The organism is Bacillus cereus group sp. MYBK79-1 (assembly GCF_051915365.1).
Taxonomy (GTDB): domain Bacteria; phylum Bacillota; class Bacilli; order Bacillales; family Bacillaceae_G; genus Bacillus_A.
The window spans coordinates 71,110-92,791 of sequence record NZ_JBQAEO010000005.1 but is presented as its reverse complement, the minus strand read 5'-3'; the positions used below and the strand labels follow the sequence as shown (position 1 = coordinate 92,791).

The window sequence follows — 21,682 nt, the reverse complement described above, 5'->3', positions numbered from 1 at the left end:
CACAGCTCTTTTCTATTTTAGTGATCTAATTCAATGAGTAAGTCACCCGTTTGAATTGCATCTCCATCGTTAACGTATACTTTTTTCACTTTACCATTGAACGGCGCTTGAACTGTCGTTTCCATTTTCATCGCTTCTGTAATTGCCATAGAATCGCCTTTTTTTACTTCATCGCCTTCTTTTACAACTACTTTAATAACCGTTCCTGGCATTGTTGCACTAATGTGGTTTGGATTTTCACGGTTTCCTTTCACACGTTGTGCCACTGTTGCTTTCACACTTTCGTCTTTCACAACAATCTCACGTGGTTGTCCGTTAAACTCCAAGTAAAGAACACGATTTCCATCTGGCTGTGGCTCCCCGATTGATACTAGTTTAACCATCAATGTTTTACCTTGTTCGATTTCCACATTGATTTCTTCACCAAGTCTCATACCATAGAAGAATGTCGGTGTATCAAGCACAGATACACTTCCATAAAGCTCAGCAACTTTTTCGTAATCCATAAATACTTTTGGATATAATGCATATGCAACAACATCAAAAATCGTCACTTCACGTCCAAGTTTATGGAATAGCTCTTCTTTTAACGCGTCGAAATCTACTGGCTCTAATAATTCACCCGGTCTTACTGTTAATGGCTCTTTCCCTTTTAAAATAATTTCTTGTAATTGTTTCGGGAAACCACCATATGGTTGTCCTAAATCTCCTGAGAACATTTCAACAACAGATCCTGGGAAGTCCATAGAATGCCCACGCTCTAAAACATCTTGTTCTGTTAAGTGATTTTGAACCATAAATAATGCCATATCACCGACAACTTTAGATGATGGTGTTACTTTAACAATATCGCCAAACATGTCATTCACACGGCGGTACATTACTTTCACTTCATCGAAGCGATCTCCTAAACCAACCGCTTTCGCTTGTTGTTGTAGATTACTATACTGTCCGCCTGGCATTTCGTGCATATATACCTCTGTATGAGGTGCATTCATACCACTTTCAAACGGTGCGTAGTATTTACGTACATCTTCCCAATAATGAGATAGTTTTTCTAATGAATCTATATTAACGTCTGGCTGTCTTTCGTTTCCACCTAATGCATAGTATAGCGTGTTCGCACTTGGTTGTGACGTTTGACCAGCCATAGAACTTACTGCTACATCGACAATGTCAACACCTGCTTCAATTGCCTTCGTATACGTTAATATACCATTTCCACTCGTATCGTGTGTATGCAAGTGAATCGGAATCGATACCGTCTCTTTTAATGCTGAAACTAGATCATACGCTGCGTTTGGTTTTAATAAGCCTGCCATATCTTTAATTCCTAATATATGTGCTCCTGATGCTTCTAACTCTTTTGCTAAGTTTTTATAGTAATTTAAATCATATTTACTACGTAATGGGTCATGAATATCTCCTGTGTAGCACATTGTTGCTTCTGCAATTTTACCAGTATCTCGTACAGCATCAATCGCAACTCTCATACCTTCTACCCAGTTTAAGCTATCAAAAATACGGAACACATCAATTCCAGCTTGAGCAGAACATTCCACAAACTTTTGAATTAAATTATCTGGATAGTTTTTGTAACCAACTGCGTTTGAAGACCGAAGTAACATTTGGAATAAAACGTTTGGCATTTTTTCACGAAGATCTAGTAATCGTTCCCATGGATCTTCTTTTAAGAAACGATATGCAACATCAAATGTTGCACCGCCCCACATTTCCGCTGAGAATAGGTTCGGTAACATTCTCGCTGTCGGCTCTGCAATTTGATGTAAATCTTTTGTACGAATACGTGTCGCAAGTAATGACTGATGCGCATCACGGAATGTTGTATCCGTTAAAAGTACACGCTTTTGATCTTGTACCCATTTTACTAATCCGTCCGCTCCACGCTCATCTAAAATTTGTTTCGTTCCATTTTGAACCGGCTCTGAGTGTAGTACATTCGGTATACGAGCATCCGGGAAAATTGGTTTCTCTTTTTTCCCTACTCCTGGGAAGCCATTTACTGTTACTGTCCCAATGTAATTTAACATTTTTGTTCCGCGGTCTTTACGTTTTGGGAACAGGAATAGTTCAGGTGACGCATCAATAAATGAAGTGTCATATTCTCCTGATAAGAAGTTTTTATGTTTTACTACATTCTCTAGGAATGGAATATTTGTTTTAATACCACGAATACGGAATTCTTTTAAGTTACGTTCCATTTTCGCAGCAGCTTGTTCAAAAGTAAGTGCCCATGTTGTAACTTTTACAAGTAAAGAATCATAGTACGGTGTAATAACAGCACCCTGGAAACTATTACCTGTATCAAGACGAACACCGAAACCACCACCTGATCGGTATGCCATAATTTTCCCTGTATCTGGCATGAAATTATTTAGTGGGTCCTCAGTCGTTACACGAGATTGAATCGCAAATCCATGTACAACTACTTCCTCTTGCTTCGGAACACCTACCATTTTACTATGTAATGCATGTCCATCAGCTATTAATATTTGCGATTGAACGATATCTACCCCTGTGATCATTTCTGTAATCGTATGCTCAACTTGAACACGCGGATTTACTTCTATGAAGTAAAACTCATCACCTTTTACAAGAAATTCTACTGTTCCGGCGTTTAAATAATTTACATTTTTCGTTAATTTCACAGCAGCATCACAAATACGCTGACGCAAATCATCTGAAAGCGACACACTAGGTGCAATTTCTACCACTTTTTGGTGACGACGTTGTACAGAACAGTCACGCTCGTATAAATGAACAACATTGCCCTCTTCATCTGCTAAAATTTGAACTTCTATATGTTTAGGTTTTTCAACGAATTTTTCAACGTACACTTCATCATTACCAAAGGCTGCTTTCGCTTCTGACTTCGCTCGATTATACGATTCTCTTAATTCTTCACTAGTACGTACAATACGCATACCACGACCGCCACCGCCAAGGGAAGCTTTAATAATAATCGGGTAATCATACTTTTCAGCAAATTCTTCAACTTCTTCTATTGAATTTACTGGCCCATCACTACCAGGAATAACTGGAATTTGTGCTAGCTGCGCTTGTGTTCTTGCTTTCACTTTATCTCCAAACATATCTAAATGCTTACTCTTTGGACCGATAAAGATAATCCCTTCTTCTTCACAACGTTTTGCGAATTGAATATTTTCTGACAAGAAACCATATCCAGGGTGGATTGCATCTACATGATTACTTTTCGCAATCTCAATAATGCCCTCAATATCTAGATAAGCATCAATTGGCTTTTTCCCTTCCCCAACTAAATAGGACTCATCGGCTTTATAACGATGATAAGAACCACTATCCTCTTTAGAATAGATTGCAACTGTTTTTAATCCAAGTTCCGAACAAGCTCGAAACACACGAATTGCAATCTCTCCACGGTTAGCTACCAATACTTTTTGAATACGTTGCAGCTTTGTCATGATTTTCCCCCTCTACTTTCCTACCACTCTAGAGATAAAATATATACACACCATAAAGAGCGTGAAGTTCTTCACTTTCTACATTATATTATACTTAGAAAGCTTCACTTTATTTTTATCCATCATACCTTATTTTTTAACAAATGATAAGTTTTCTGATCAATTTGTTTCACAAAAATAGTATAGCATACCTCTTCCTTTTCTAACAACTTAATTGTATATCACATTTAATTAAATGTGATATATTTTTTAGTTTATACAACAATTAATGTATCATATTTAATATTTCTTAAAAAAATAAAAACACATCGCGCTCTAAAGCACAATGTGTTTTTATTTTACTACGACAAGACGTGGTCCATCTTGCTCTCTTTCTTTCATTATCTCATCTTGTTGTTTCTCTTGTCGTTTTACATGACTAGCAATATTTAATAATATACCCATCGAGATTAAATTAGCCAATAAAGAACTACCACCATAACTAATAAACGGTAAAGGTACTCCTGTAAGCGGTATTAATCCAGACATACCACCAACATTAACAAAAGTTTGTATCCCAATTAAACTTGCAATTCCGATTGCAATTAAACTTCCAAATGGATCTTTACATTTTTGTGCCACTCTAAACGAACGAATGATAATAAGTAATAAACAGATTAAAATGATAGCTACACCTATAAAACCTAGTTCTTCAGATATAATTGCCATAATAAAATCCGTTTGCGGCTCTGGTAAGTAGCCATACTTTTGTATACTATTCCCTAATCCTCTACCATTTAACCCACCTGAGGCAATTCCAATAAATGAATTTATTAATTGAAATCCATCCTTTTGCGGATCACTAAATGGATCAAGAAAAACTGAAAATCGAGCTTTTTGGTAGTCACTTAATTTATAGTTTCCGATAAAATACAACGCTGGAATCCACACGACAGATGTTAATAAAAATCTTTTTATCCACAAGTTAACATTAACTCCTGAACAGAAGAACATAATTAACACTGTTCCACCTATTAATATGTCAGTCCCTAAGTCATTTTGTAATAAAATTAATACCATCGATCCACCGACAATAAATATAGGAGGTATTATCCCTTGTAAAAAAGGGGTTTGCCTCTCTTGTTTCTTAGCAAAAAAACTTGCTAGCGTAATAATAACTGCTATTTTTACAAATTCAGCCGGTTGTATGCCCAGTATCCATCCTTTTGCACCATTGATTACCTTACCGAAAAGGAAAGCTGCTGTTAGTAATCCAATACTCCCTAACCCCATCGCTGTAAGAACTATTTTTTTCCTCCAAAATTTGTAAGGGATTATAACGACAATCACAAGCATTACCGTTCCAATAGCAAGAGCAACTAATTGTTTTTTAAAAAAGTAATCTGCTGGCCAGTTATATCTCGACGAAATCGCGACAATGGAACTAGAACTATATACCATTATAACTCCCAACACACATAAGATAACAAGAGGAAGTAATAATGAATAATCCATTGATTTCCATACTCTTTTCATTTCATTTCCTCTTTCTGTTTCAATTTAATTATTGTTGTATTCCATATGTACATTGATTCTTCCTGCTTTATTATACAAATAAAAAGCCCAAACTATTTCAGTTTGAGCCCCCCTATTTGAACCCGTTATTGTTGTTTGTTTGTAAATGCTTCATGAAGTGCAGATAACTCACGTTCAAGCTCTCCTAACATTGCTTTCCCTTGTTCTTCTGCAATAAGACCAAGGCGAACTGCAAAATCGACCTCGCGGGATAGTCCAAACATTTGTGTGTCTAACACTTCTTCATATAATGGACATTGCGGCATTGTAAGATTGTCCATTTGTACCTTAATAAGTCTTAAAATCTTCTCCGCATCCGCTTGTAGAAGGGCTAGTGCCTTTTCCTGATGATTTGATACTGTCTCAGACGCCAAATTGATTCCCTCCGTTTCCGTCCTACTCTCTCCTATCTATTAATATTAGCGATAGTTTTAGTAAATTGCAATAGAAACATTTTTTGTGACAACCGTGTCTAATGCTATTATACTGAAAAGTGGGAGTATAACACAAATGGGGGAACAACAATGAGCAAAATTTTATTTATTAATGGAAAAGTTCGTTTTCCAATCACTATCGATCCAACTGTTTGGATCTTTGATGATCGAAAAGTAGATTTGACAACTTACTTTGATGAAACAAGAGAAAACACATCAGAACTAGAAGCTTATTTAAAAAACACTTCAGAACATTGGGACCGCGAAATCCGTGATGGTGCTGCGTTTCCACCGATACAACAAAGTGTAAAGAAATATAAAAAAGAACAGCTAATTACTGGAACGTTTGGTATACCATTTCATCCATTTCTTGCTAACGCCGAAATTTCAGATGGCGCTACGCAAGTCGAAATTGAAACAGTAGATCAAACAATAATACTTCCATTAGAAACTGTAGAAAATGCTATTCTTGGTTTTTCAAAAGAAGGAAAGCCATTAAAAGAGGATGGACCTGTTCATCTATATTACAATGATGGATCTAATAGACAAAATCCAATCCGTAACATCCGTAAATTTACAATTATTTAAAGTGTACACTTGGAAGAAAAAGGAGTGAGCCTTGGCTCACTCCTTTTATAATAAATCAGCTGCTAGTTGAGCTAAATTCGATCGCTCCCCTTTAACAAACTTTACATGACCACTAATACGTTGCTCTTTAAACTTCTCTACAACATATGTTAAACCGTTATTATACTCATCCAAATACGGATGATCAATTTGCTGAGGATCTCCCATTAATACGATTTTACTTTTTTCTCCTACTCTTGTTAGTATCGTTTTCACTTCATGCTTCGTTAAATTTTGTGCTTCGTCAATTATAATGAACTGATCTGGAATACTTCTCCCACGTATATAGGTAAGGGCCTCTACTTCAATCGAACCCATCCCAGCTAAAATAGCATCTAACTCTCCTGGCTTTTTTGTATTAAATAAATACTCTAGATTATCAAAAATAGGTTGCATCCACGGTCTTAACTTTTCTTCTTTTTCTCCTGGTAAATAACCGATATCTTTTCCGACTGGAACAATTGGCCTGGCAACGAGTAGTTTTTTATATAGCCCTAAATCTTCCGTTTGCATGAGTCCTGACGCTAAAGCTAGTAATGTTTTTCCTGTACCAGCTTTCCCTGTTAACGTTACTAGCGGAATATCTTCACGAAGCAACAATTCTAATCCCATAATTTGCTGTACATTTCGTGGTCGTATCCCCCATACTTGTTCATTGTGAAAAATAAGTTTCTTTACCTTCTTACCTAAGTGATCTACAATACCAAGTGCTGAACTTGATCCCCCTAATGCATCTTTCATTACTACAAATTGATTTGGATAAAAAGGATGATTTGCAATTTCGGATAAAGGCAATTCACCTTTTTCATAAAAATAATCCAATTGCTCTTTTGATATATACCCTTCTAAAAATCCTGAATATATATTATCTACTTCAATTACACGATCACTTAAATAATCTTCCGCCTTCAAACCAATTGCATCAGCTTTCACCCTTACCAGCACATCTTTACTTACTAAAATAACAGACTTCCCGTCCTCTTTTTCTTGTTCTTCTAAAGATAGATTTTTTGCTACAGCTAAAATTCGATTATCATTTGTTTTTTCTACAAAAATATCTTGTAGTTGAACAAATGAACGATGATTTAATTCAATACGAAATGTACCGCCGTTTTCTAGCGAAATACTTTCATGCAGCTTTCCTATTTCACGAAATTTGTCTATTAACTTAGATACATAACGAGCGTTTCGTCCTACTTCATCCATATAACGTTTTTTCGAATCGACCTCTTCTAATACAACTGCTGGAATCACTACTTCATTGGTTTCAAATGAAAAAATAGATAAAGGATCCTGCAAAAGTACATTCGTATCTAACACATAAATTTTATCCAACCTGTTACCCCCTGACTCCACTTTTAAATTTGTAGAACAAGGGTTTCATCCATAAAATATGGACGAACCATTGTTATAATTATATGTACCGTATAAACGAGGTAGAATCGAAATTCATAGCCATTAAACCTTTTATTTATTTTTTATTCATTTCTATTCAATATATTACTTTAAATTATAATTATTAACATAAAATCACAATAACTGATTACAAAAGTTAATAACTGAATTTCTTATTTATCACATTTATAATTCTTTTATTCCTACTAACACTTGGTTATCCAACTTTTTCGCTGCGCGAATGTCATATGTTTTTTCATACGTTGGTTCAGTTGCAAGTTTCGCTCCATAAAACATAACATCACGTACTTCTTGTACATTTACTTCTATTACAGTTAATTTTAGAGGAATGCCTTCCATTCTATCAGTCAAAATTTCACCTGCACCACTTATGGAAAATACGGATTCATTCGCCATTATAGTCAATACCACCCCAGTACTATGCCGTATATTTTCCACAATACGTGAACGTTGATCTACTGCAAATCGAATACTAGTTTTACTAACTGCATACACCCAAGAAATAGCACTTACGTTAGGAACTTGTTTTTCGAAGTCTGTTGTTGCTACCATAACAATACATTCTTTACGTAACGTTTGTACTAAATCATCTGTTAATGTAGGCTCTACTACATTCGCCATATTTCCACCTCCATATATACTTACTATATCCTTATCATAACTTATTTTTCGAATTGCGAAAATATTATTTTTTCCCGCTATTATTCAAAAACATTACACTTCCATGATATACTTATACTGATAGAATTCGTATTGAGGTGACGAAATGAGAGTCAAATGTATGATTTGTGATAAAAAAGATATGTTAGATGATGAAAATCCTATGGCAAAAAAACTGCGTAACCGCCCTATTCATACATATATGTGCATGGAATGTTCGGAACGAATTGCAGAACGTACGATGGAACGTCATGCAAGTGGTAATTTCCGATTATATCGTGATAAAAAAGTCGAAGACGATTGGTAAAATGTAAATAAGTCCTTAATCATATAGATAAGGACTTATTTATATTTTTCAGGTTCACGATTCATTTGATCCAAAAAACAATCAATAGCTTCTAATGGAAACCTTGCAGATTTTTTTTCTCCATTCATTTCATATGTAATCAAATACATTTCTTCATTCTTTTTAACTTCCACATTCTTTAATTTATGTTCTTCATATATCATATTTTGAAATAACAAATATGTTTCTGTTGCAGCACGATCATCTGGACGTGCTTCGGCAACTGTTTTAATTGTTAACCAATTATATAATGCATCTTGTACTGAACGCATAAAACTCCGCCCCCTCACCCTGCTTTTTGTTGTCTTGCTTGACGTAAACGCAACCTATAAATTCCAAGTACAATTGCCGCTACAACAAGCCCCTCTCCAACAGGTAAAAAAACTGCAAAGAAAGTTAAAACTGTACACCCAATCGCTAACGATATATATATCACTATATTTTTTATTATTGATAGTTTTCTTGCAAAACCTAAATTATACACAAGTGCACTTAATATAATAATGATGCCATACAGCAACCACATCCCTAGTTCTGGATTTTCATCAACTTTACATAATTTCGCAAAAAACGACATTCTTTCTAACATCACTCATCCCCCTTTCTCACAAGAAACAAATTTTATTTATGTACTTAATACAAGAGTAACCCGCAAAAAAAATACTGTCCATAAAAAAGAGTAAATATTCTAAAAAATAAACATAAAAAAACAGCTACCTTAATTAAAGGTAGCCATTCTAATATTTTACGCTTCTACAGATTTCTTCTTCTTAGCAGCTCTTTCGCGCTCGCTCTTATCAAGAATCTTTTTACGTAGACGAATTGATTCTGGAGTTACTTCACAGAACTCGTCATCGTTTAAGTACTCTAATGACTCTTCTAAAGTCATTAAGCGTGGTTTTTTCATTGTTGAAGTTTGATCTTTCGTCGCAGAACGAATGTTAGTTTGTTGTTTCATTTTTACAACGTTAACTGTTAAGTCATTCTCACGAGTGTGTTCTCCGACAATCATACCAGCGTATACTTCTGTACCTGGTTCAACGAAGATTACACCACGGTCTTCAACTTGCATAATACCGTATTGTGATGCTTTTCCTGTTTCAAGTGAAACTAGAACACCTTGGCGACGTCCACCAACTTGTCCAGCGTGTACTGGTTGGTAGCAATCGAATGTATGGTTTAAAATACCATAACCACGAGTTAATGTTAAGAATTCTGTTGTGTAACCAATTAAACCACGTGCTGGAACCATGAAAGTAAGGCGAACTTGACCGTTTCCGTTATTCACCATATCTAACATTTCACCTTTACGTGCACCCATAGACTCCATAATAGAACCAGTGTATTCTTCAGGTACATCGATTTGCACGCGCTCTACAGGCTCACATCTTACGCCATCAACTTCTTTAATAATTACTTCAGGCTTAGATACTTGTAGTTCATAACCTTCACGACGCATGTTTTCAATTAGGATAGATAAATGTAATTCCCCGCGTCCAGATACGATCCACGCATCAGGAGAATCTGTATTATCTACACGTAAACTTACATCTGTTTCTAATTGTGAACGAAGACGCTCTTCAATTTTACGAGATGTAATGAATTTACCTTCACGACCTGCAAATGGGCTGTTATTTACAAGGAATGTCATTTGTAGTGTTGGCTCATCAATACGTAATAATGGTAAAGCTTCTTCATGCTCAACCGGACATACCGTTTCACCTACGTTAATGTCTTCCATACCTGAAACAGCTACTAAATCTCCAGCTTTTGCTTCTTCAATTTCTTGACGTTTTAATCCAATGTAACCGAATAATTTCGTTACACGGAATTGTTTTACAGTTCCGTCAACTTTCATTAATGCAACTTGTTGTCCTACTTTCATTGTACCGCGGAATACGCGTCCAACCCCGATACGACCAACATAGTCATTGTAATCAAGAAGTGCTACTTGGAATTGAAGTGGCTCTTCGCTGTTATCAACTGGTGCTGGAATATGTTCAATAATTGTGTCAAACAATGATTTCATATTCTCTTCTTGATTTGCTGGATTTGAATCTAAGCTTGCTGTTCCGTTCATTGCTGATGCAAATACAACTGGGAACTCTAATTGATCTTCGTTTGCACCAAGTTCAATGAATAAGTCAACTACTTCATCAACTACTTCATCAGGGCGAGCGAAGTCACGGTCAATTTTGTTTACAACAACGATTGGAGTTAAGTTTTGCTCAAGAGCTTTCTTTAAAACAAATCGTGTTTGTGGCATACAACCTTCATATGCATCAACAACAAGTAGAACACCATCAACCATTTTCATGATACGTTCTACTTCTCCACCGAAGTCAGCGTGACCAGGTGTATCTAAAATGTTAATTCGTTTATCTTCATAGTGAATCGCAGTATTCTTCGCTAAAATTGTAATACCACGTTCTCTTTCTAGATCGTTTGAGTCCATTGCGCGTTCTTCAATATGTTCATTCGCACGGAACGTCCCCGCTTGACGTAATAACTGGTCAACAAGTGTTGTTTTACCATGGTCAACGTGGGCAATAATTGCTATATTTCGTAAATCTTGTCGTTTTTTCAACATGTCCAACTCCTAATGTCTTTTTAATCCTTCTCTATTATAAGAGCGAAGGGGATACAATGGCAATCAAAATAAAATCTAGAATGAAAATATAGTTGTATTCTTACTTTTGTGAAAGTAAAATGAGATTGGAGGGTGAAGAAATGGAACACATTCAATATCGCTTTTTATTAACAGCAATTATCGGCGTTATCTTCTTAATCGGTATCGGCATTATGGTTGCTGAAAATAGTCCCATCGGTGTTATTATTTGCATTATCGGCACATTTGTTACAGTTGGATACGGTTTTGTAACAAAAAGAAAAATGCGTAAATCGCAATAACGTCAAAAAGTAAGAAGCGCTTATACAGCCTCTTACTTTTTTTGTTACTCCGCTATAAATCGTAGCACCTCTTCATACACCCCTGGTTTTGCAACTAATACGCTGCTCTTCTCCACGATAGAAAGCGTGGCTCCAGAGAACGTTGTCACCTTACCTCCAACTTCCTCCACTATTATCTGTCCCCCGCCAAAATCCCATGGTGATAACCTCGGCGTTACATATGCATCTATTCTTCCTGTTGCAACGTATACCATCTCTAATGCGGCACAGCCATATGATCTTGTGCCCCTTGCTTTCTTAACAAGTGCCATCATACTTTCCATATTAAGCAATGGGTTGTCGGTAAGCCATATCGCATTTAAAGCTACAATACCTTGCTCTACAGTCCCTTTTTCTAATAAAGGTATTGGTACTTCATTGCAAAATGCTCCAGCTCCTTTTAGCGCATGATATAATTCATCATGAACTGGATCATAAATAAGACCAATTTTTCCGATACCGTTCTCATAAATTCCAATTGAAATTGCAAAATTTCTCTTTTGATGAACAAAGTTCATTGTGCCATCAATTGGATCAATTAACCAAACAACCCCATCAGAAGAAGTTACCTCATCTCCATAACCTTCTTCTCCTAAAATATTATGATTCGGGAATGTCTCTTTAATTTTCCCAATTAAAAACTGTTCTATTTCTCGGTCCATATTTGTTACTAAATCAGCTGCATTAGATTTCGTTTCTATAATAAGTGCTTTTTTCATTGATGCCATTAAACGCTCTCCCGCATCTCGAATCCACTGTTTGGCGTGTGCATCGATGTCTTTCCATACTTCTTGCATGTTTAAACACTCCGATCTATACTGTTCACAGAAAAAACGAACCCTTTATAAGGTTCGCACCAACTAATTTTTTATACATATACTATTATTACGCTTCTAAACGAATCATTTCAAGTCTTAACACTTCTAACTTTTGTACACACTCTTCTTTTTTCTGTTTATCATCTTCCATCATCGCATCATATAAAGTTGCTAATTCATAATCTAGCTCCAAACGTAGCACCGGAATTCTCTTTTCAGCATCTGTTCTCTTTAACGCATTAATCACCTGTCTCATATTATTTGCCTCCTCCCAATATTCGTCTGCCCTCGGACTAGAATTGATTCAATTTTCTGATTTTTTGTTTTATACTATACTATGTTGGATAAATCATCTATGCAACAAAATTATATTTTTTTATTTAAATTTTTTTGTGCTGTTTTTTTTATGAATAGTACAAGCTATGCTAAAATAAAAGCAAAATAGGAGTTGGAGGAACAATCATGACACTACAAACATTCAAATCAACTGATTTTGAGGTCTTTACAGTTGATGGTCTTGAAGAACGAATGAGTGCAATTAAAACGAACATTCATCCTAAGCTAGAAGCTTTAGGGGAACAGTTTGCAGCATATTTATCAAAACAAACTGATGAGAACTTTTTTTATCATGTCGCAAAACATGCACGCCGTAAAGTCAATCCACCAAACGATACTTGGGTTGCTTTTTCAACAAATAAACGAGGATATAAAATGCTGCCACATTTCCAAATTGGATTATGGGGTACTCATGCCTTCATATACTTTGGTTTAATCTATGAGTGTCCACAAAAAGTGGAGACGGCTCACGCCTTCTTAGAACATTTAAATGATTTAAAAACAAATATTCCAAATGACTTCGTTTGGTCCATTGACCATACTAAACCAAGTGTAAAATTACATAAAACACTTGAAACAGAAGATTTACAACAGATGATTGAACGTCTAGCTACTGTGAAAAAAGCAGAATTATTAGTTGGTATCCATATATCACCAGAGGAGTTTTCAGCAATGACCAACGAACAATTCCTTGCTAAGATTGAATCTACGATGCAATCACTCCTTCCTTTATATGCACTTTGTAATCGATAGTAGAAAACGGACAATTTATATTGTCCGTTTTTAGTTGTTATCACATTATATCACTTCAGTTTTTATTTTTCAAAATATTTTTATATTTTTACAAGCTTTTGTTCTTCAGTTTCTTTCGCCCTTTGAATCGCACGGTATATAGAATACCCACTCACTTCTTGAAACTCTTTATCAATTTTCTTTTCTTCTGCTTTCGATGGAACAATCTCTTTAAAACGACGATACAATCCCATTAATTCTTCTCGTATAATTCCTTTTTCGTATGCTTTCTCAATTGCTTCATAAAACTTCACAATTGCAACCATTTCCTCATTTGACCAATCATAATCTAACGGATATTGATATTCCATTTCGCACCTCATTTATCATTTCTTCATATTTGAATATGCTATCTTAAAGGGATTTTTTTCTTCTTCACTATAGCCACTATGCATTATACACTATTTATTCATTGTGATGGAATTGTCTTCCTCTATAAGTTAATTGGAAATAACTATTTAACATACCCACTGTAATAATATTTTTTTCTATACATCTATAATTATTGGTGATATAATGCTTTTGTTTTATAGAAAATAAAGTGAACCTACCATCTCAAAAACGCTTTTGTGATTGGCAGAAAAACAAGTCTCATTCTAAAAAGCACTTAACTTTTTTAGAACAAGATTATATAAAACAAACTCTAATAAATATTATGAAAAAGAAGGGGTGTATAGATTGTCCCAATACGAAACACCATTGTTTACCGCTTTAGTTGAGCACAGTAAGCGAAATCCAATTCAATTCCATATTCCTGGTCACAAAAAAGGACAGGGCATGGATCCTACATTTCGCGAATTTATTGGGCATAACGCATTAGCAATTGATTTAATTAATATTGCGCCGCTCGATGATTTACATCATCCAAAAGGTATGATTAAAGAAGCACAAGATTTAGCAGCCGCTGCATTTGGTGCAGATCATACTTTCTTTTCTATTCAAGGTACAAGTGGTGCAATAATGACAATGGTGATGAGCGTTTGCGGTCCTGGTGACAAAATCCTAGTGCCACGAAACGTGCATAAATCAGTAATGTCAGCTATTATTTTCTCAGGTGCAAAACCGATTTTCATGCATCCTGAAATCGATCCAAAACTTGGTATTTCACATGGAATCACAATTCAATCTGTCAAAAAGGCACTTGAAGAGCATTCAGATGCGAAAGGCTTACTTGTTATTAACCCAACATACTTTGGCTTTGCTGCGGACTTAGAACAGATTGTCCAATTAGCTCATTCTTACGATATCCCTGTACTAGTTGATGAGGCTCATGGTGTTCATATTCATTTTCACAATGAATTGCCGATGTCAGCGATGCAAGCCGGTGCAGATATGGCAGCAACAAGTGTTCACAAATTAGGAGGATCTTTAACGCAAAGTTCTATTCTTAACGTGAAGGAAGGCCTTGTGAACGTAAAACATGTTCAATCTATTATTAGCATGCTTACGACGACATCAACTTCTTACATCTTATTAGCATCCCTAGATGTTGCTAGAAAACGTCTTGCTACAGAAGGAACAGCACTCATAGAACAAACAATACAATTAGCGGCACAAGTTCGTGATGCTATTAATGCTATTGAGGATCTTTACTGTCCTGGGAAGGAAATGCTAGGTACGGATGCTACTTTTAACTATGATCCTACAAAGATAATTGTATCTGTAAAAGATTTAGGTATTACAGGCCATCAGGCTGAAGTATGGCTTAGAGAGCAATATAACATTGAAGTAGAACTCTCAGATTTATACAACATATTATGTCTTGTCACTTTTGGAGATACAGAAAGTGAGACAAATACACTTATTGCAGCATTACAAGATTTAGCAGCAACATTTAGAAATCAAGCCGATAAAGGTGTACAAATACAAGTAGAAATTCCAGAAATACCAGTACTAGCACTTTCTCCTCGAGATGCTTTTTATTCGGAAACAGAAGTCATTCCGTTTGAAAATGCAGCAGGTCGTATTATAGCTGATTTCGTTATGGTTTATCCGCCAGGGATTCCAATCTTTACTCCGGGGGAAATTATTACACAAGATAACTTAGAGTATATTCGTAAAAACTTAGAAGCGGGTTTACCTGTACAAGGTCCTGAAGATATGACATTACAAACATTACGTGTGATTAAAGAGTACAAGCCTATCAGTTGATAGGCTTTTCTTTCACCCTTTTTCCCTTTTCTCATACGATATTAAGTAATGTAACGTATAGGTGGGGATACTATTATGATTGTAATAGGCCGTTCTATTGTACATCCTTATATCACAAATGAATATGAGCCATTTGCAGCTGAGAAACAACAAATTTTATCGATAATGGCAGGAAATCAAGAAATTTATTCCTTCCGAACCTCCGATGAACTCAGCTTTGATTTAAATTTGCGAGTGAATATTATTACTTCTGCATTAGAACTTTTTCAAAGTGGATTTCAGTTTCGCACATTTCAACAATCCTTTTGCAACCCCCAGTATTGGAAAAGAACGTCACTTGGGGGATTCGAGCTCCTTCCAAACATCCCCCCTTCCATTGCCATACAAGATATTTTCAAAAACGGAAAACTATATGGAACTGAATGTGCCACTGCTATGATCATTATTTTTTACAAAGCTTTACTATCCTTGTATGAGGAAGAAACTTTCAACCGTCTCTTTGCAAACCTTTTACTTTATACGTGGGACTACGATCAAGATTTAAAGCTCATAACCAAAACGGGTGGTGATCTTGTTCCAGGTGATCTCGTTTATTTTAAAAATCCACAAGTGAACCCAGCTACAATTGAGTGGCAAGGAGAAAATACAATCTATCTAGGAAATTTCTTTTTTTACGGACATGGCGTAGGTGTAAAAACAAAAGAGGAAATTATATACTCGTTAAATGAACGACGAGTCCCTTACGCTTTTATTTCAGCTTTTTTGACCGATACTATTACCCGTATTGATAGCCGTCTCATGAGCCACTACGCTTCTCCTAAAACTCCACAGACATCCATAGGATTTATTCCAATTAGAGATGATGCAATCGTTGCAACAGTTGGCAATACAACTACAATTTATTAAAAAAAAGCGCCTACATATGTAGGCGCTTTTTCTTATTTAAGCTTTTGCATGTTCTTTATGGTCACACTCGCAATGAGATCCACATTTTCCGTAAAGTACTGTTGATTTTTCATCTTCAAAATGTCCGATTGTTCCTTCACATACTTGGCATACGATTGTTCCCATTTTTATTTCCCCCTGAGTTTTAATAATCATTTACTTATTTATAATTAAGCTTTCGCCTTATCTTTATTAGCACAGTCACAATTTGTACCACATTTCCCGTAAAGCACTGTCGTTTTTTCATCTTCAAAATGTCCGATTGTTCCTTCACATACTTGGCATACGATTGTTCCCATTTTTCATTTCCCCCTAAGTTTATGGTCCTAAAAACTTTTAGCTGGCCATTTCCTATCAATTATTGGGCTTTTGTATGCTCTGTGTGATCACATCCGCAAGATCCACATTTCCCGTAAAGTACCGTTACTTTTTCATCCTCGAAGTGTGCAATTGTACCTTCACAATCTTGACATACGATCGTTCCCATTTTTCATTTCCCCCTAAGTTTATAATCCCAAAAACTTTTGTAACCGCTTAACTTTCTGTCTTTATTTTAATATGTTATACTTTTTACGTCAATAGGTTTTTAGTATAACACATTAAATATTTTCAATTTAAATTAGTATGCGATATTCAAACAAAAAAACAGCCATATTTATACGTACGACTGTTTTACATTAATTATTCTTCATATTCGGCATGTAAAGAAGTAGATGGGACTAAAAATTTGAAGAACTGAGCTAACTCTGTCGCTTCCTCTTCTGATCCTAATTTGAAAATTTCCTGTATATGTTGAACATTCTCTACATCATCTCGCCCAAGCAAAGTAGACCTTCCTGTTTGCATGCAAACAATGAGTGGCTTTCCAAAAAACATATTTGTATAAATAACACCAAAATCATAACGAGTATCATGTGTCATAAACCCCAAAAATCGTACCTTCACACTTTCATGCTCATCATACAATTTTTCAAACATCGATTTCCACCTTTCTCCATCACCTTTCATTTAGTATATTAAACAAAAAAAGTAATACTCCTTTTAATTGTCAAAAAATTCAGTAGGATGTAGAATGATACTATTCTACTAAGTTAGGGGGAACTTATATGCAACATGCCTTTATTACGCTTGTACCTAAATCCAATCAACAATCTGTTTCAATAGATGATATAAAACAACTTTTTCTTTACTATCAAACAGTTACTTCCAAAACCGGTGTTCAAATTAATTACGCTTATACAAATACCGCTTTTCCTTATGAAATTTTAGATACATCAGCAACAACATTAAAACTACAATCTACTCACGATCGATATGACTCCATTTATGTTGGTGTCGGTATAGAAAAGGAACAATCTTTTATTCAGATTTCTTTACCACCCAATGCAACATTTGGTGATAAAGGAAAAGCAAATGAATTTTGCCGTTTTCTAGCGAAGAAATTAGAAGGAGAATTACAATTATTTAATGGAAGAACAATGTATTTCTATAAACGTTAATTTAAAAAATAGAAAATATGATTAAGAAAAGTATGCAATTTGAACACGTAAGGAATAATGACTGCTTTCTAGTTTGCAATACAAAATATGCAATCACATACGCTAAATAAAGAAATACAAAAAATAGAATGACTTTGTAATGCAACTTATCACCATTTGACAATGCTAATACAACAGAAAAACCACTCCATAATAATAAATGATAAAATATAACATGCAATATTCTCATGGAACCTTCTCCTTTGACATGCTCTATTTTATTAATATATGGGATCAAGTTTGAATCAATTACATATTATACGAAAGCATATATAGCTTTTGGATTAATATATGCTCTAACGATTCAATTAAAGTATTATATATTCATTCGACAATTACATGTCAACTCCCCCACTGAGATAAAGCGTTTCAGTGGGGGCTTGAGTTCGAACGCTAGGTCTTTTCGTCTATCGCTAGACAGTTTGACGCTCTAGCATTCATGCCACCTAATGGTAACACCCCAAGTATGTTTTTCGTTGGTACTAGAAACGAACAATCGTTTCCCCACTTGCACCACCCTTTCGAAAAAGAGCAATTCTTCCTTGTGGAAGAAGCCAACATTTCGCAACGCTCTTGACAAATCAATATTTGGAACTGAACGGAGCAAAATGTGAACATGGTCTCCATCGTAATTCCTTTTGGCCCAAGTAACCGAATGATTATTATTATCCAATTTCGTTGTCTTACAATATATTCCCTCCTTATCTAAGGGTAGATTATATCGTAAGACAAAAAGAAACAAATATTCGCCCCGGGAAAATTGTTATGAATGAAACAAAAGTGTTTGGTCTACCTTCTGGCGGCAATTCATCTCCATCTGAATTTATTGGACTTCACCCGTAACACAAATCAGATGGTGTCTTCTTGCCAAAAAGGCTAAAAAATAGCCCATCTCTTTAAATAAGAGATGGGCTATTTTCATTACTTAAATTATTTTACAATGTGAATTGGCATTCCAAGAGCAACTTCAGCTGCTTCCATTGTGATTTCACCTAATGTTGGGTGAGCGTGGATTGTTTGAGCGATATCTTCCGCTGTCATTCCAGCTTCGATAGCTAAACCAATCTCAGAGATAATATCAGAAGCGCCTGCACCTGCAACTTGAGCACCTACAAGAAGACCGTCTTCTTTACGTGTTACAAGTTGTAGGAAACCATCAGTGCTGTTTAATGATAACGCACGACCGTTTGCAGCGAATGGGAACTTAGATACAGCTACTGTCATTCCTGCTTCTTCTGCTTGTTTCTTCGTGTAACCAACAGATGCTAATTCTGGATCAGTGAAGCATACTGCAGGAATTCCGATGTAATCGATTGCTGATGCATGGCCACTAATTGCTTCAACAGCTACTTTACCTTCGTAAGAAGCTTTGTGAGCTAATGGTGGTCCAGGAACGATATCACCGATTGCATAGATGTTTGGTACGTTTGTACGACATTGCTCATCGATTTCGATGATGCCGCGGTCAGTCATTTTAACTCCAACTTGCTCAAGACCGATTTCTTGAGTGTTTGGACGACGACCTACAGTTACTAATACGTAATCTGCTTCTACAGTTTGGATTTCACCGTTAACTTCAAAGCTAACTTTTACGCCAGTTTCTGTTTCTTCAACGCCTTTAGCCATAGCTTTTGTATGGATATTAACGTTACCTTTCTTTTGAAGAGCACGTTTAACAACAGAGCTCATAGCTTTTTCGAAACCAGCTAAGATTTCGTCGCCAGCTTCTACTACAGTAACTTCTGTACCGAAGTTAGCATATGCAGTACCTAATTCCATACCGATGTAACCGCCGCCGATTACAACAAGTTTTTTAGGAATTTCAGGTAAGCTTAAAGCACCTGTAGAGTTGATAACACGTTTAGAGTATTTGAATCCAGGAATTTCGATTGGTGTAGAACCAGTTGCAAGAACAGCATTTTTAAACGTATACGTTTGAGCTGCATCTTCAGTCATTACGCGTAATGTGTTAGCATCTACGAAGTAAGCTTCACCGCGAATGATTTCAACTTTGTTACCTTTAAGAAGGCCTTCAACACCGCCAGTTAATTTCTTAACTACGCCGTTTTTCCATTCTTGAACTTTTGAAAAGTCAACTTTTACGTTCTCTGCAGTGATACCCATGTCATCAGAATGCATTGCATTCTCATAACGATGACCTGCATTGATTAACGCTTTTGAAGGAATACATCCAACGTTTAAGCATACGCCACCAAGGTTAGCTTTTTCAATAATTGCTACCTTTTGACCTAATTGTGCTGCACGAATTGCCGCAACGTATCCACCAGGACCTGCACCAACAACGACTGTATCTAATTCAATTGGGAAATCTCCTACTACCATTGTTATTACGCCTCCATTACTAATAATTGTGGGTCATTCAATAGACGTTTAATTTGGTTTAATGCTTTTTGAGCAGTTGCGCCGTCAATTAAACGATGGTCAAAGCTTAGAGATAATGCTAATACTGGAGCTGCAACGATTTCACCGTTTTTCACAACTGGCTTCTCAGCGATACGGCCGATACCAAGGATTGCTACTTCTGGGTGGTTGATAACTGGAGTGAACCATTGTCCACCTGCAGAACCAATGTTTGTAATTGTGCAAGAAGCACCTTTCATTTCAGCCGGAGCTAAACGACCTTCACGTGCTTTACCAGCAAGATCATTGATCTCGTTAGAAATAGTGAAGATTGATTTACGATCTGTATCTTTAACAACTGGTACTAATAGACCTTTGTCTGTATCAGCTGCGATACCGATGTTGAAGTAATGTTTATGAACGATTTCTTGAGAAGCATCGTCTAAAGCAGTATTCAACATTGGGAATTCACGTAATGCAGATGTTAAAGCTTTAACAACGTATGGAAGGTAAGTTAATTTAATACCTTTGTCAGCTGCAACAGCTTTGAACTTCTTACGGTGAGCAACAAGTTCTGTTACATCTACTTCATCCATTAATGTTACGTGAGGAGCTGTATGCTTAGAGTTAACCATTGCTTTTGCAATCGCTTTACGGATACCACTCATTTTCTCACGAGTTTCTGGATATTCACCAGCTGGGATTGGTTGTGCTTTTGGTGCTTCTTCTTTCGCTGCTGGAGTAGCTTCTACTGCTGCTGGAGCCTCAGTTGCTGCTACTGCTTGTCCACCATTTGCAAATGCATCGATGTCAGCTTTTACGATACGGCCGTTCTTACCAGAACCAGCTACTTTATGAATGTCTACGCCGTTTTCACGAGCATATTTACGAACAGATGGCATAGCGATTACGCGCTCATTTACTACTTCTGCAGTTGCTGCTGGAGTAGCTTCCGCTGCTGGAGCTTCTACTGCTGCTTCTTCTTCAGCTTTTGGAGCTTCATCATGATCGTCACCTTTAAATTTAAGGTTTTCGTATCCAGGAGCATCAAATTTAATTAATGTATCTCCTACAATTGCAACTGTTCCTTCTTCTACAAGTACTTCAAGTACTTTACCTTTAACAGGAGAAGGGATTTCTACTACTGCTTTATCATTTTGTACTTCAAGAAGTACATCGTCTTCGTTTACTTCATCGCCTGGTTTAATAAACCATTTTACGATTTCACCTTCGTGGATACCTTCACCGATATCTGGTAGTTTAAATTCAAATGCCACGGAATTCAGCCCCC

General features: G+C 36.1%; 25 protein-coding genes. 7 read left to right on the top strand and 18 right to left on the bottom strand.

What is annotated here, in order from left to right:
• Positions 1 to 17: 17 nt before the first annotated feature.
• The 3 genes from pyc to ACTFOB_RS10890 all read right to left on the bottom strand — a co-directional run bounded on the left by pyc (position 18) and on the right by ACTFOB_RS10890 (position 5,392).
• On the bottom strand, positions 18 to 3,464 hold the full coding sequence (gene pyc / locus ACTFOB_RS10900; RefSeq protein ID WP_440025915.1) for a pyruvate carboxylase: 3,447 nt from the start codon (positions 3,462 to 3,464) through the stop codon (positions 18 to 20).
• Between the two features lie 333 nt (positions 3,465 to 3,797).
• Positions 3,798 to 4,979, bottom strand: a complete 1,182-nt coding sequence (locus ACTFOB_RS10895) for an FtsW/RodA/SpoVE family cell cycle protein (protein WP_440025914.1) — start codon at positions 4,977 to 4,979, stop codon at positions 3,798 to 3,800.
• Positions 4,980 to 5,104: 125 nt separating this feature from the next.
• Positions 5,105 to 5,392, bottom strand: a complete 288-nt coding sequence (locus tag ACTFOB_RS10890) for a YlaN family protein (protein ID WP_000135698.1) — start codon at positions 5,390 to 5,392, stop codon at positions 5,105 to 5,107.
• A gap of 150 nt (positions 5,393 to 5,542) precedes the next feature.
• Here ACTFOB_RS10890 and ACTFOB_RS10885 point away from each other — a divergent pair, with 150 nt between their 5' ends.
• A complete protein-coding gene (locus tag ACTFOB_RS10885; protein ID WP_440025913.1) occupies positions 5,543 to 6,040 on the top strand; it encodes a peptidyl-prolyl cis-trans isomerase in 498 nt (165 codons plus the stop codon).
• A 45-nt stretch (positions 6,041 to 6,085) separates the two neighbouring features.
• Here the strand turns inward: ACTFOB_RS10885 and ACTFOB_RS10880 are convergent, their stop codons facing one another.
• Both ACTFOB_RS10880 and ACTFOB_RS10875 read right to left on the bottom strand, forming a co-directional pair.
• Positions 6,086 to 7,414, bottom strand: coding sequence for a PhoH family protein (locus ACTFOB_RS10880; RefSeq protein WP_151632771.1), 1,329 nt, complete (start codon positions 7,412 to 7,414; stop codon positions 6,086 to 6,088).
• A 246-nt stretch (positions 7,415 to 7,660) separates the two neighbouring features.
• Entirely contained in the window at positions 7,661 to 8,116 is a 456-nt protein-coding gene (locus tag ACTFOB_RS10875; protein WP_144614649.1) for a pyridoxamine 5'-phosphate oxidase family protein, read from the bottom strand.
• Between the two features lie 145 nt (positions 8,117 to 8,261).
• Here ACTFOB_RS10875 and ACTFOB_RS10870 point away from each other — a divergent pair, with 145 nt between their 5' ends.
• Complete coding sequence (locus ACTFOB_RS10870) at positions 8,262 to 8,462, top strand: YlaI family protein (protein ID WP_001995040.1); 201 nt, start codon at positions 8,262 to 8,264, stop codon at positions 8,460 to 8,462.
• Between the two features lie 35 nt (positions 8,463 to 8,497).
• Here the strand turns inward: ACTFOB_RS10870 and ACTFOB_RS10865 are convergent, their stop codons facing one another.
• The 3 genes from ACTFOB_RS10865 to typA all read right to left on the bottom strand — a co-directional run bounded on the left by ACTFOB_RS10865 (position 8,498) and on the right by typA (position 11,091).
• Complete coding sequence (locus ACTFOB_RS10865) at positions 8,498 to 8,773, bottom strand: hypothetical protein (protein ID WP_151632775.1); 276 nt, start codon at positions 8,771 to 8,773, stop codon at positions 8,498 to 8,500.
• A gap of 14 nt (positions 8,774 to 8,787) precedes the next feature.
• Complete coding sequence (locus tag ACTFOB_RS10860; RefSeq protein ID WP_000893656.1) at positions 8,788 to 9,090, bottom strand: YlaH-like family protein; 303 nt, start codon at positions 9,088 to 9,090, stop codon at positions 8,788 to 8,790.
• A gap of 156 nt (positions 9,091 to 9,246) precedes the next feature.
• Positions 9,247 to 11,091: a translational GTPase TypA gene (gene typA, locus ACTFOB_RS10855; RefSeq protein WP_000914755.1), complete on the bottom strand. Its 1,845-nt coding sequence runs from the start codon at positions 11,089 to 11,091 to the stop codon at positions 9,247 to 9,249.
• 140 nt (positions 11,092 to 11,231) lie between these two features.
• Between typA and ACTFOB_RS10850 the strand changes: the two genes are divergently transcribed.
• Positions 11,232 to 11,411, top strand: a complete 180-nt coding sequence (locus ACTFOB_RS10850) for a DUF5325 family protein (protein WP_000400130.1) — start codon at positions 11,232 to 11,234, stop codon at positions 11,409 to 11,411.
• Between the two features lie 44 nt (positions 11,412 to 11,455).
• Here ACTFOB_RS10850 and ACTFOB_RS10845 read toward each other — a convergent pair whose 3' ends face one another.
• Both ACTFOB_RS10845 and ACTFOB_RS10840 read right to left on the bottom strand, forming a co-directional pair.
• Entirely contained in the window at positions 11,456 to 12,247 is a 792-nt protein-coding gene (locus ACTFOB_RS10845) for an inositol monophosphatase family protein (RefSeq protein ID WP_440025912.1), read from the bottom strand.
• An 88-nt stretch (positions 12,248 to 12,335) separates the two neighbouring features.
• A complete protein-coding gene (locus tag ACTFOB_RS10840) occupies positions 12,336 to 12,524 on the bottom strand; it encodes a hypothetical protein (protein ID WP_001250164.1) in 189 nt (62 codons plus the stop codon).
• Positions 12,525 to 12,730: 206 nt separating this feature from the next.
• On the opposite strand from ACTFOB_RS10840, the gene ACTFOB_RS10835 reads away from it, so the two are divergent.
• Positions 12,731 to 13,357: a YktB family protein gene (locus ACTFOB_RS10835; RefSeq protein ID WP_151632779.1), complete on the top strand. Its 627-nt coding sequence runs from the start codon at positions 12,731 to 12,733 to the stop codon at positions 13,355 to 13,357.
• Between the two features lie 80 nt (positions 13,358 to 13,437).
• Here ACTFOB_RS10835 and ACTFOB_RS10830 read toward each other — a convergent pair whose 3' ends face one another.
• On the bottom strand, positions 13,438 to 13,707 hold the full coding sequence (locus ACTFOB_RS10830) for a UPF0223 family protein (RefSeq protein ID WP_097816900.1): 270 nt from the start codon (positions 13,705 to 13,707) through the stop codon (positions 13,438 to 13,440).
• A 367-nt stretch (positions 13,708 to 14,074) separates the two neighbouring features.
• Between ACTFOB_RS10830 and speA the strand changes: the two genes are divergently transcribed.
• Together speA and ACTFOB_RS10820 are read left to right on the top strand one after the other, a co-directional pair.
• The gene (speA, locus tag ACTFOB_RS10825; protein ID WP_440025911.1) at positions 14,075 to 15,547 is read left to right on the top strand and encodes an arginine decarboxylase; all 1,473 of its coding nucleotides are present in this window, start codon (positions 14,075 to 14,077) and stop codon (positions 15,545 to 15,547) included.
• 75 nt (positions 15,548 to 15,622) lie between these two features.
• Positions 15,623 to 16,453 carry a protein-glutamine gamma-glutamyltransferase gene (locus ACTFOB_RS10820; protein ID WP_151632785.1) on the top strand — a complete coding sequence of 277 codons (831 nt, stop codon included), beginning with the start codon at positions 15,623 to 15,625 and terminating at the stop codon, positions 16,451 to 16,453.
• Positions 16,454 to 16,489: 36 nt separating this feature from the next.
• On the opposite strand, the gene ACTFOB_RS10815 is transcribed toward ACTFOB_RS10820, so the two are convergent.
• The 4 genes from ACTFOB_RS10815 to ACTFOB_RS10800 all read right to left on the bottom strand — a co-directional run bounded on the left by ACTFOB_RS10815 (position 16,490) and on the right by ACTFOB_RS10800 (position 17,470).
• Positions 16,490 to 16,618 carry a GapA-binding peptide SR1P gene (locus tag ACTFOB_RS10815; protein ID WP_048530698.1) on the bottom strand — a complete coding sequence of 43 codons (129 nt, stop codon included), beginning with the start codon at positions 16,616 to 16,618 and terminating at the stop codon, positions 16,490 to 16,492.
• A gap of 44 nt (positions 16,619 to 16,662) precedes the next feature.
• Positions 16,663 to 16,791, bottom strand: coding sequence for a GapA-binding peptide SR1P (locus tag ACTFOB_RS10810; protein WP_000536800.1), 129 nt, complete (start codon positions 16,789 to 16,791; stop codon positions 16,663 to 16,665).
• Positions 16,792 to 16,850: 59 nt separating this feature from the next.
• Positions 16,851 to 16,979, bottom strand: coding sequence for a GapA-binding peptide SR1P (locus tag ACTFOB_RS10805; RefSeq protein ID WP_000536778.1), 129 nt, complete (start codon positions 16,977 to 16,979; stop codon positions 16,851 to 16,853).
• Between the two features lie 194 nt (positions 16,980 to 17,173).
• On the bottom strand, positions 17,174 to 17,470 hold the full coding sequence (locus ACTFOB_RS10800; protein ID WP_076541134.1) for a DUF3055 domain-containing protein: 297 nt from the start codon (positions 17,468 to 17,470) through the stop codon (positions 17,174 to 17,176).
• A 128-nt stretch (positions 17,471 to 17,598) separates the two neighbouring features.
• Here ACTFOB_RS10800 and ACTFOB_RS10795 point away from each other — a divergent pair, with 128 nt between their 5' ends.
• Entirely contained in the window at positions 17,599 to 17,991 is a 393-nt protein-coding gene (locus ACTFOB_RS10795) for a DUF1885 family protein (protein ID WP_151632789.1), read from the top strand.
• 1 nt (position 17,992) lies between these two features.
• Here the strand turns inward: ACTFOB_RS10795 and ACTFOB_RS10790 are convergent, their stop codons facing one another.
• From ACTFOB_RS10790 to pdhC, 3 genes are all read right to left on the bottom strand, one after another.
• Positions 17,993 to 18,220, bottom strand: coding sequence for a hypothetical protein (locus tag ACTFOB_RS10790; protein WP_087981726.1), 228 nt, complete (start codon positions 18,218 to 18,220; stop codon positions 17,993 to 17,995).
• A gap of 740 nt (positions 18,221 to 18,960) precedes the next feature.
• Positions 18,961 to 20,373: a dihydrolipoyl dehydrogenase gene (lpdA, locus tag ACTFOB_RS10785; protein WP_151632793.1), complete on the bottom strand. Its 1,413-nt coding sequence runs from the start codon at positions 20,371 to 20,373 to the stop codon at positions 18,961 to 18,963.
• 5 nt (positions 20,374 to 20,378) lie between these two features.
• Positions 20,379 to 21,668: a pyruvate dehydrogenase complex dihydrolipoyllysine-residue acetyltransferase gene (gene pdhC / locus ACTFOB_RS10780; protein WP_440025910.1), complete on the bottom strand. Its 1,290-nt coding sequence runs from the start codon at positions 21,666 to 21,668 to the stop codon at positions 20,379 to 20,381.
• Positions 21,669 to 21,682 lie beyond the last annotated feature (14 nt).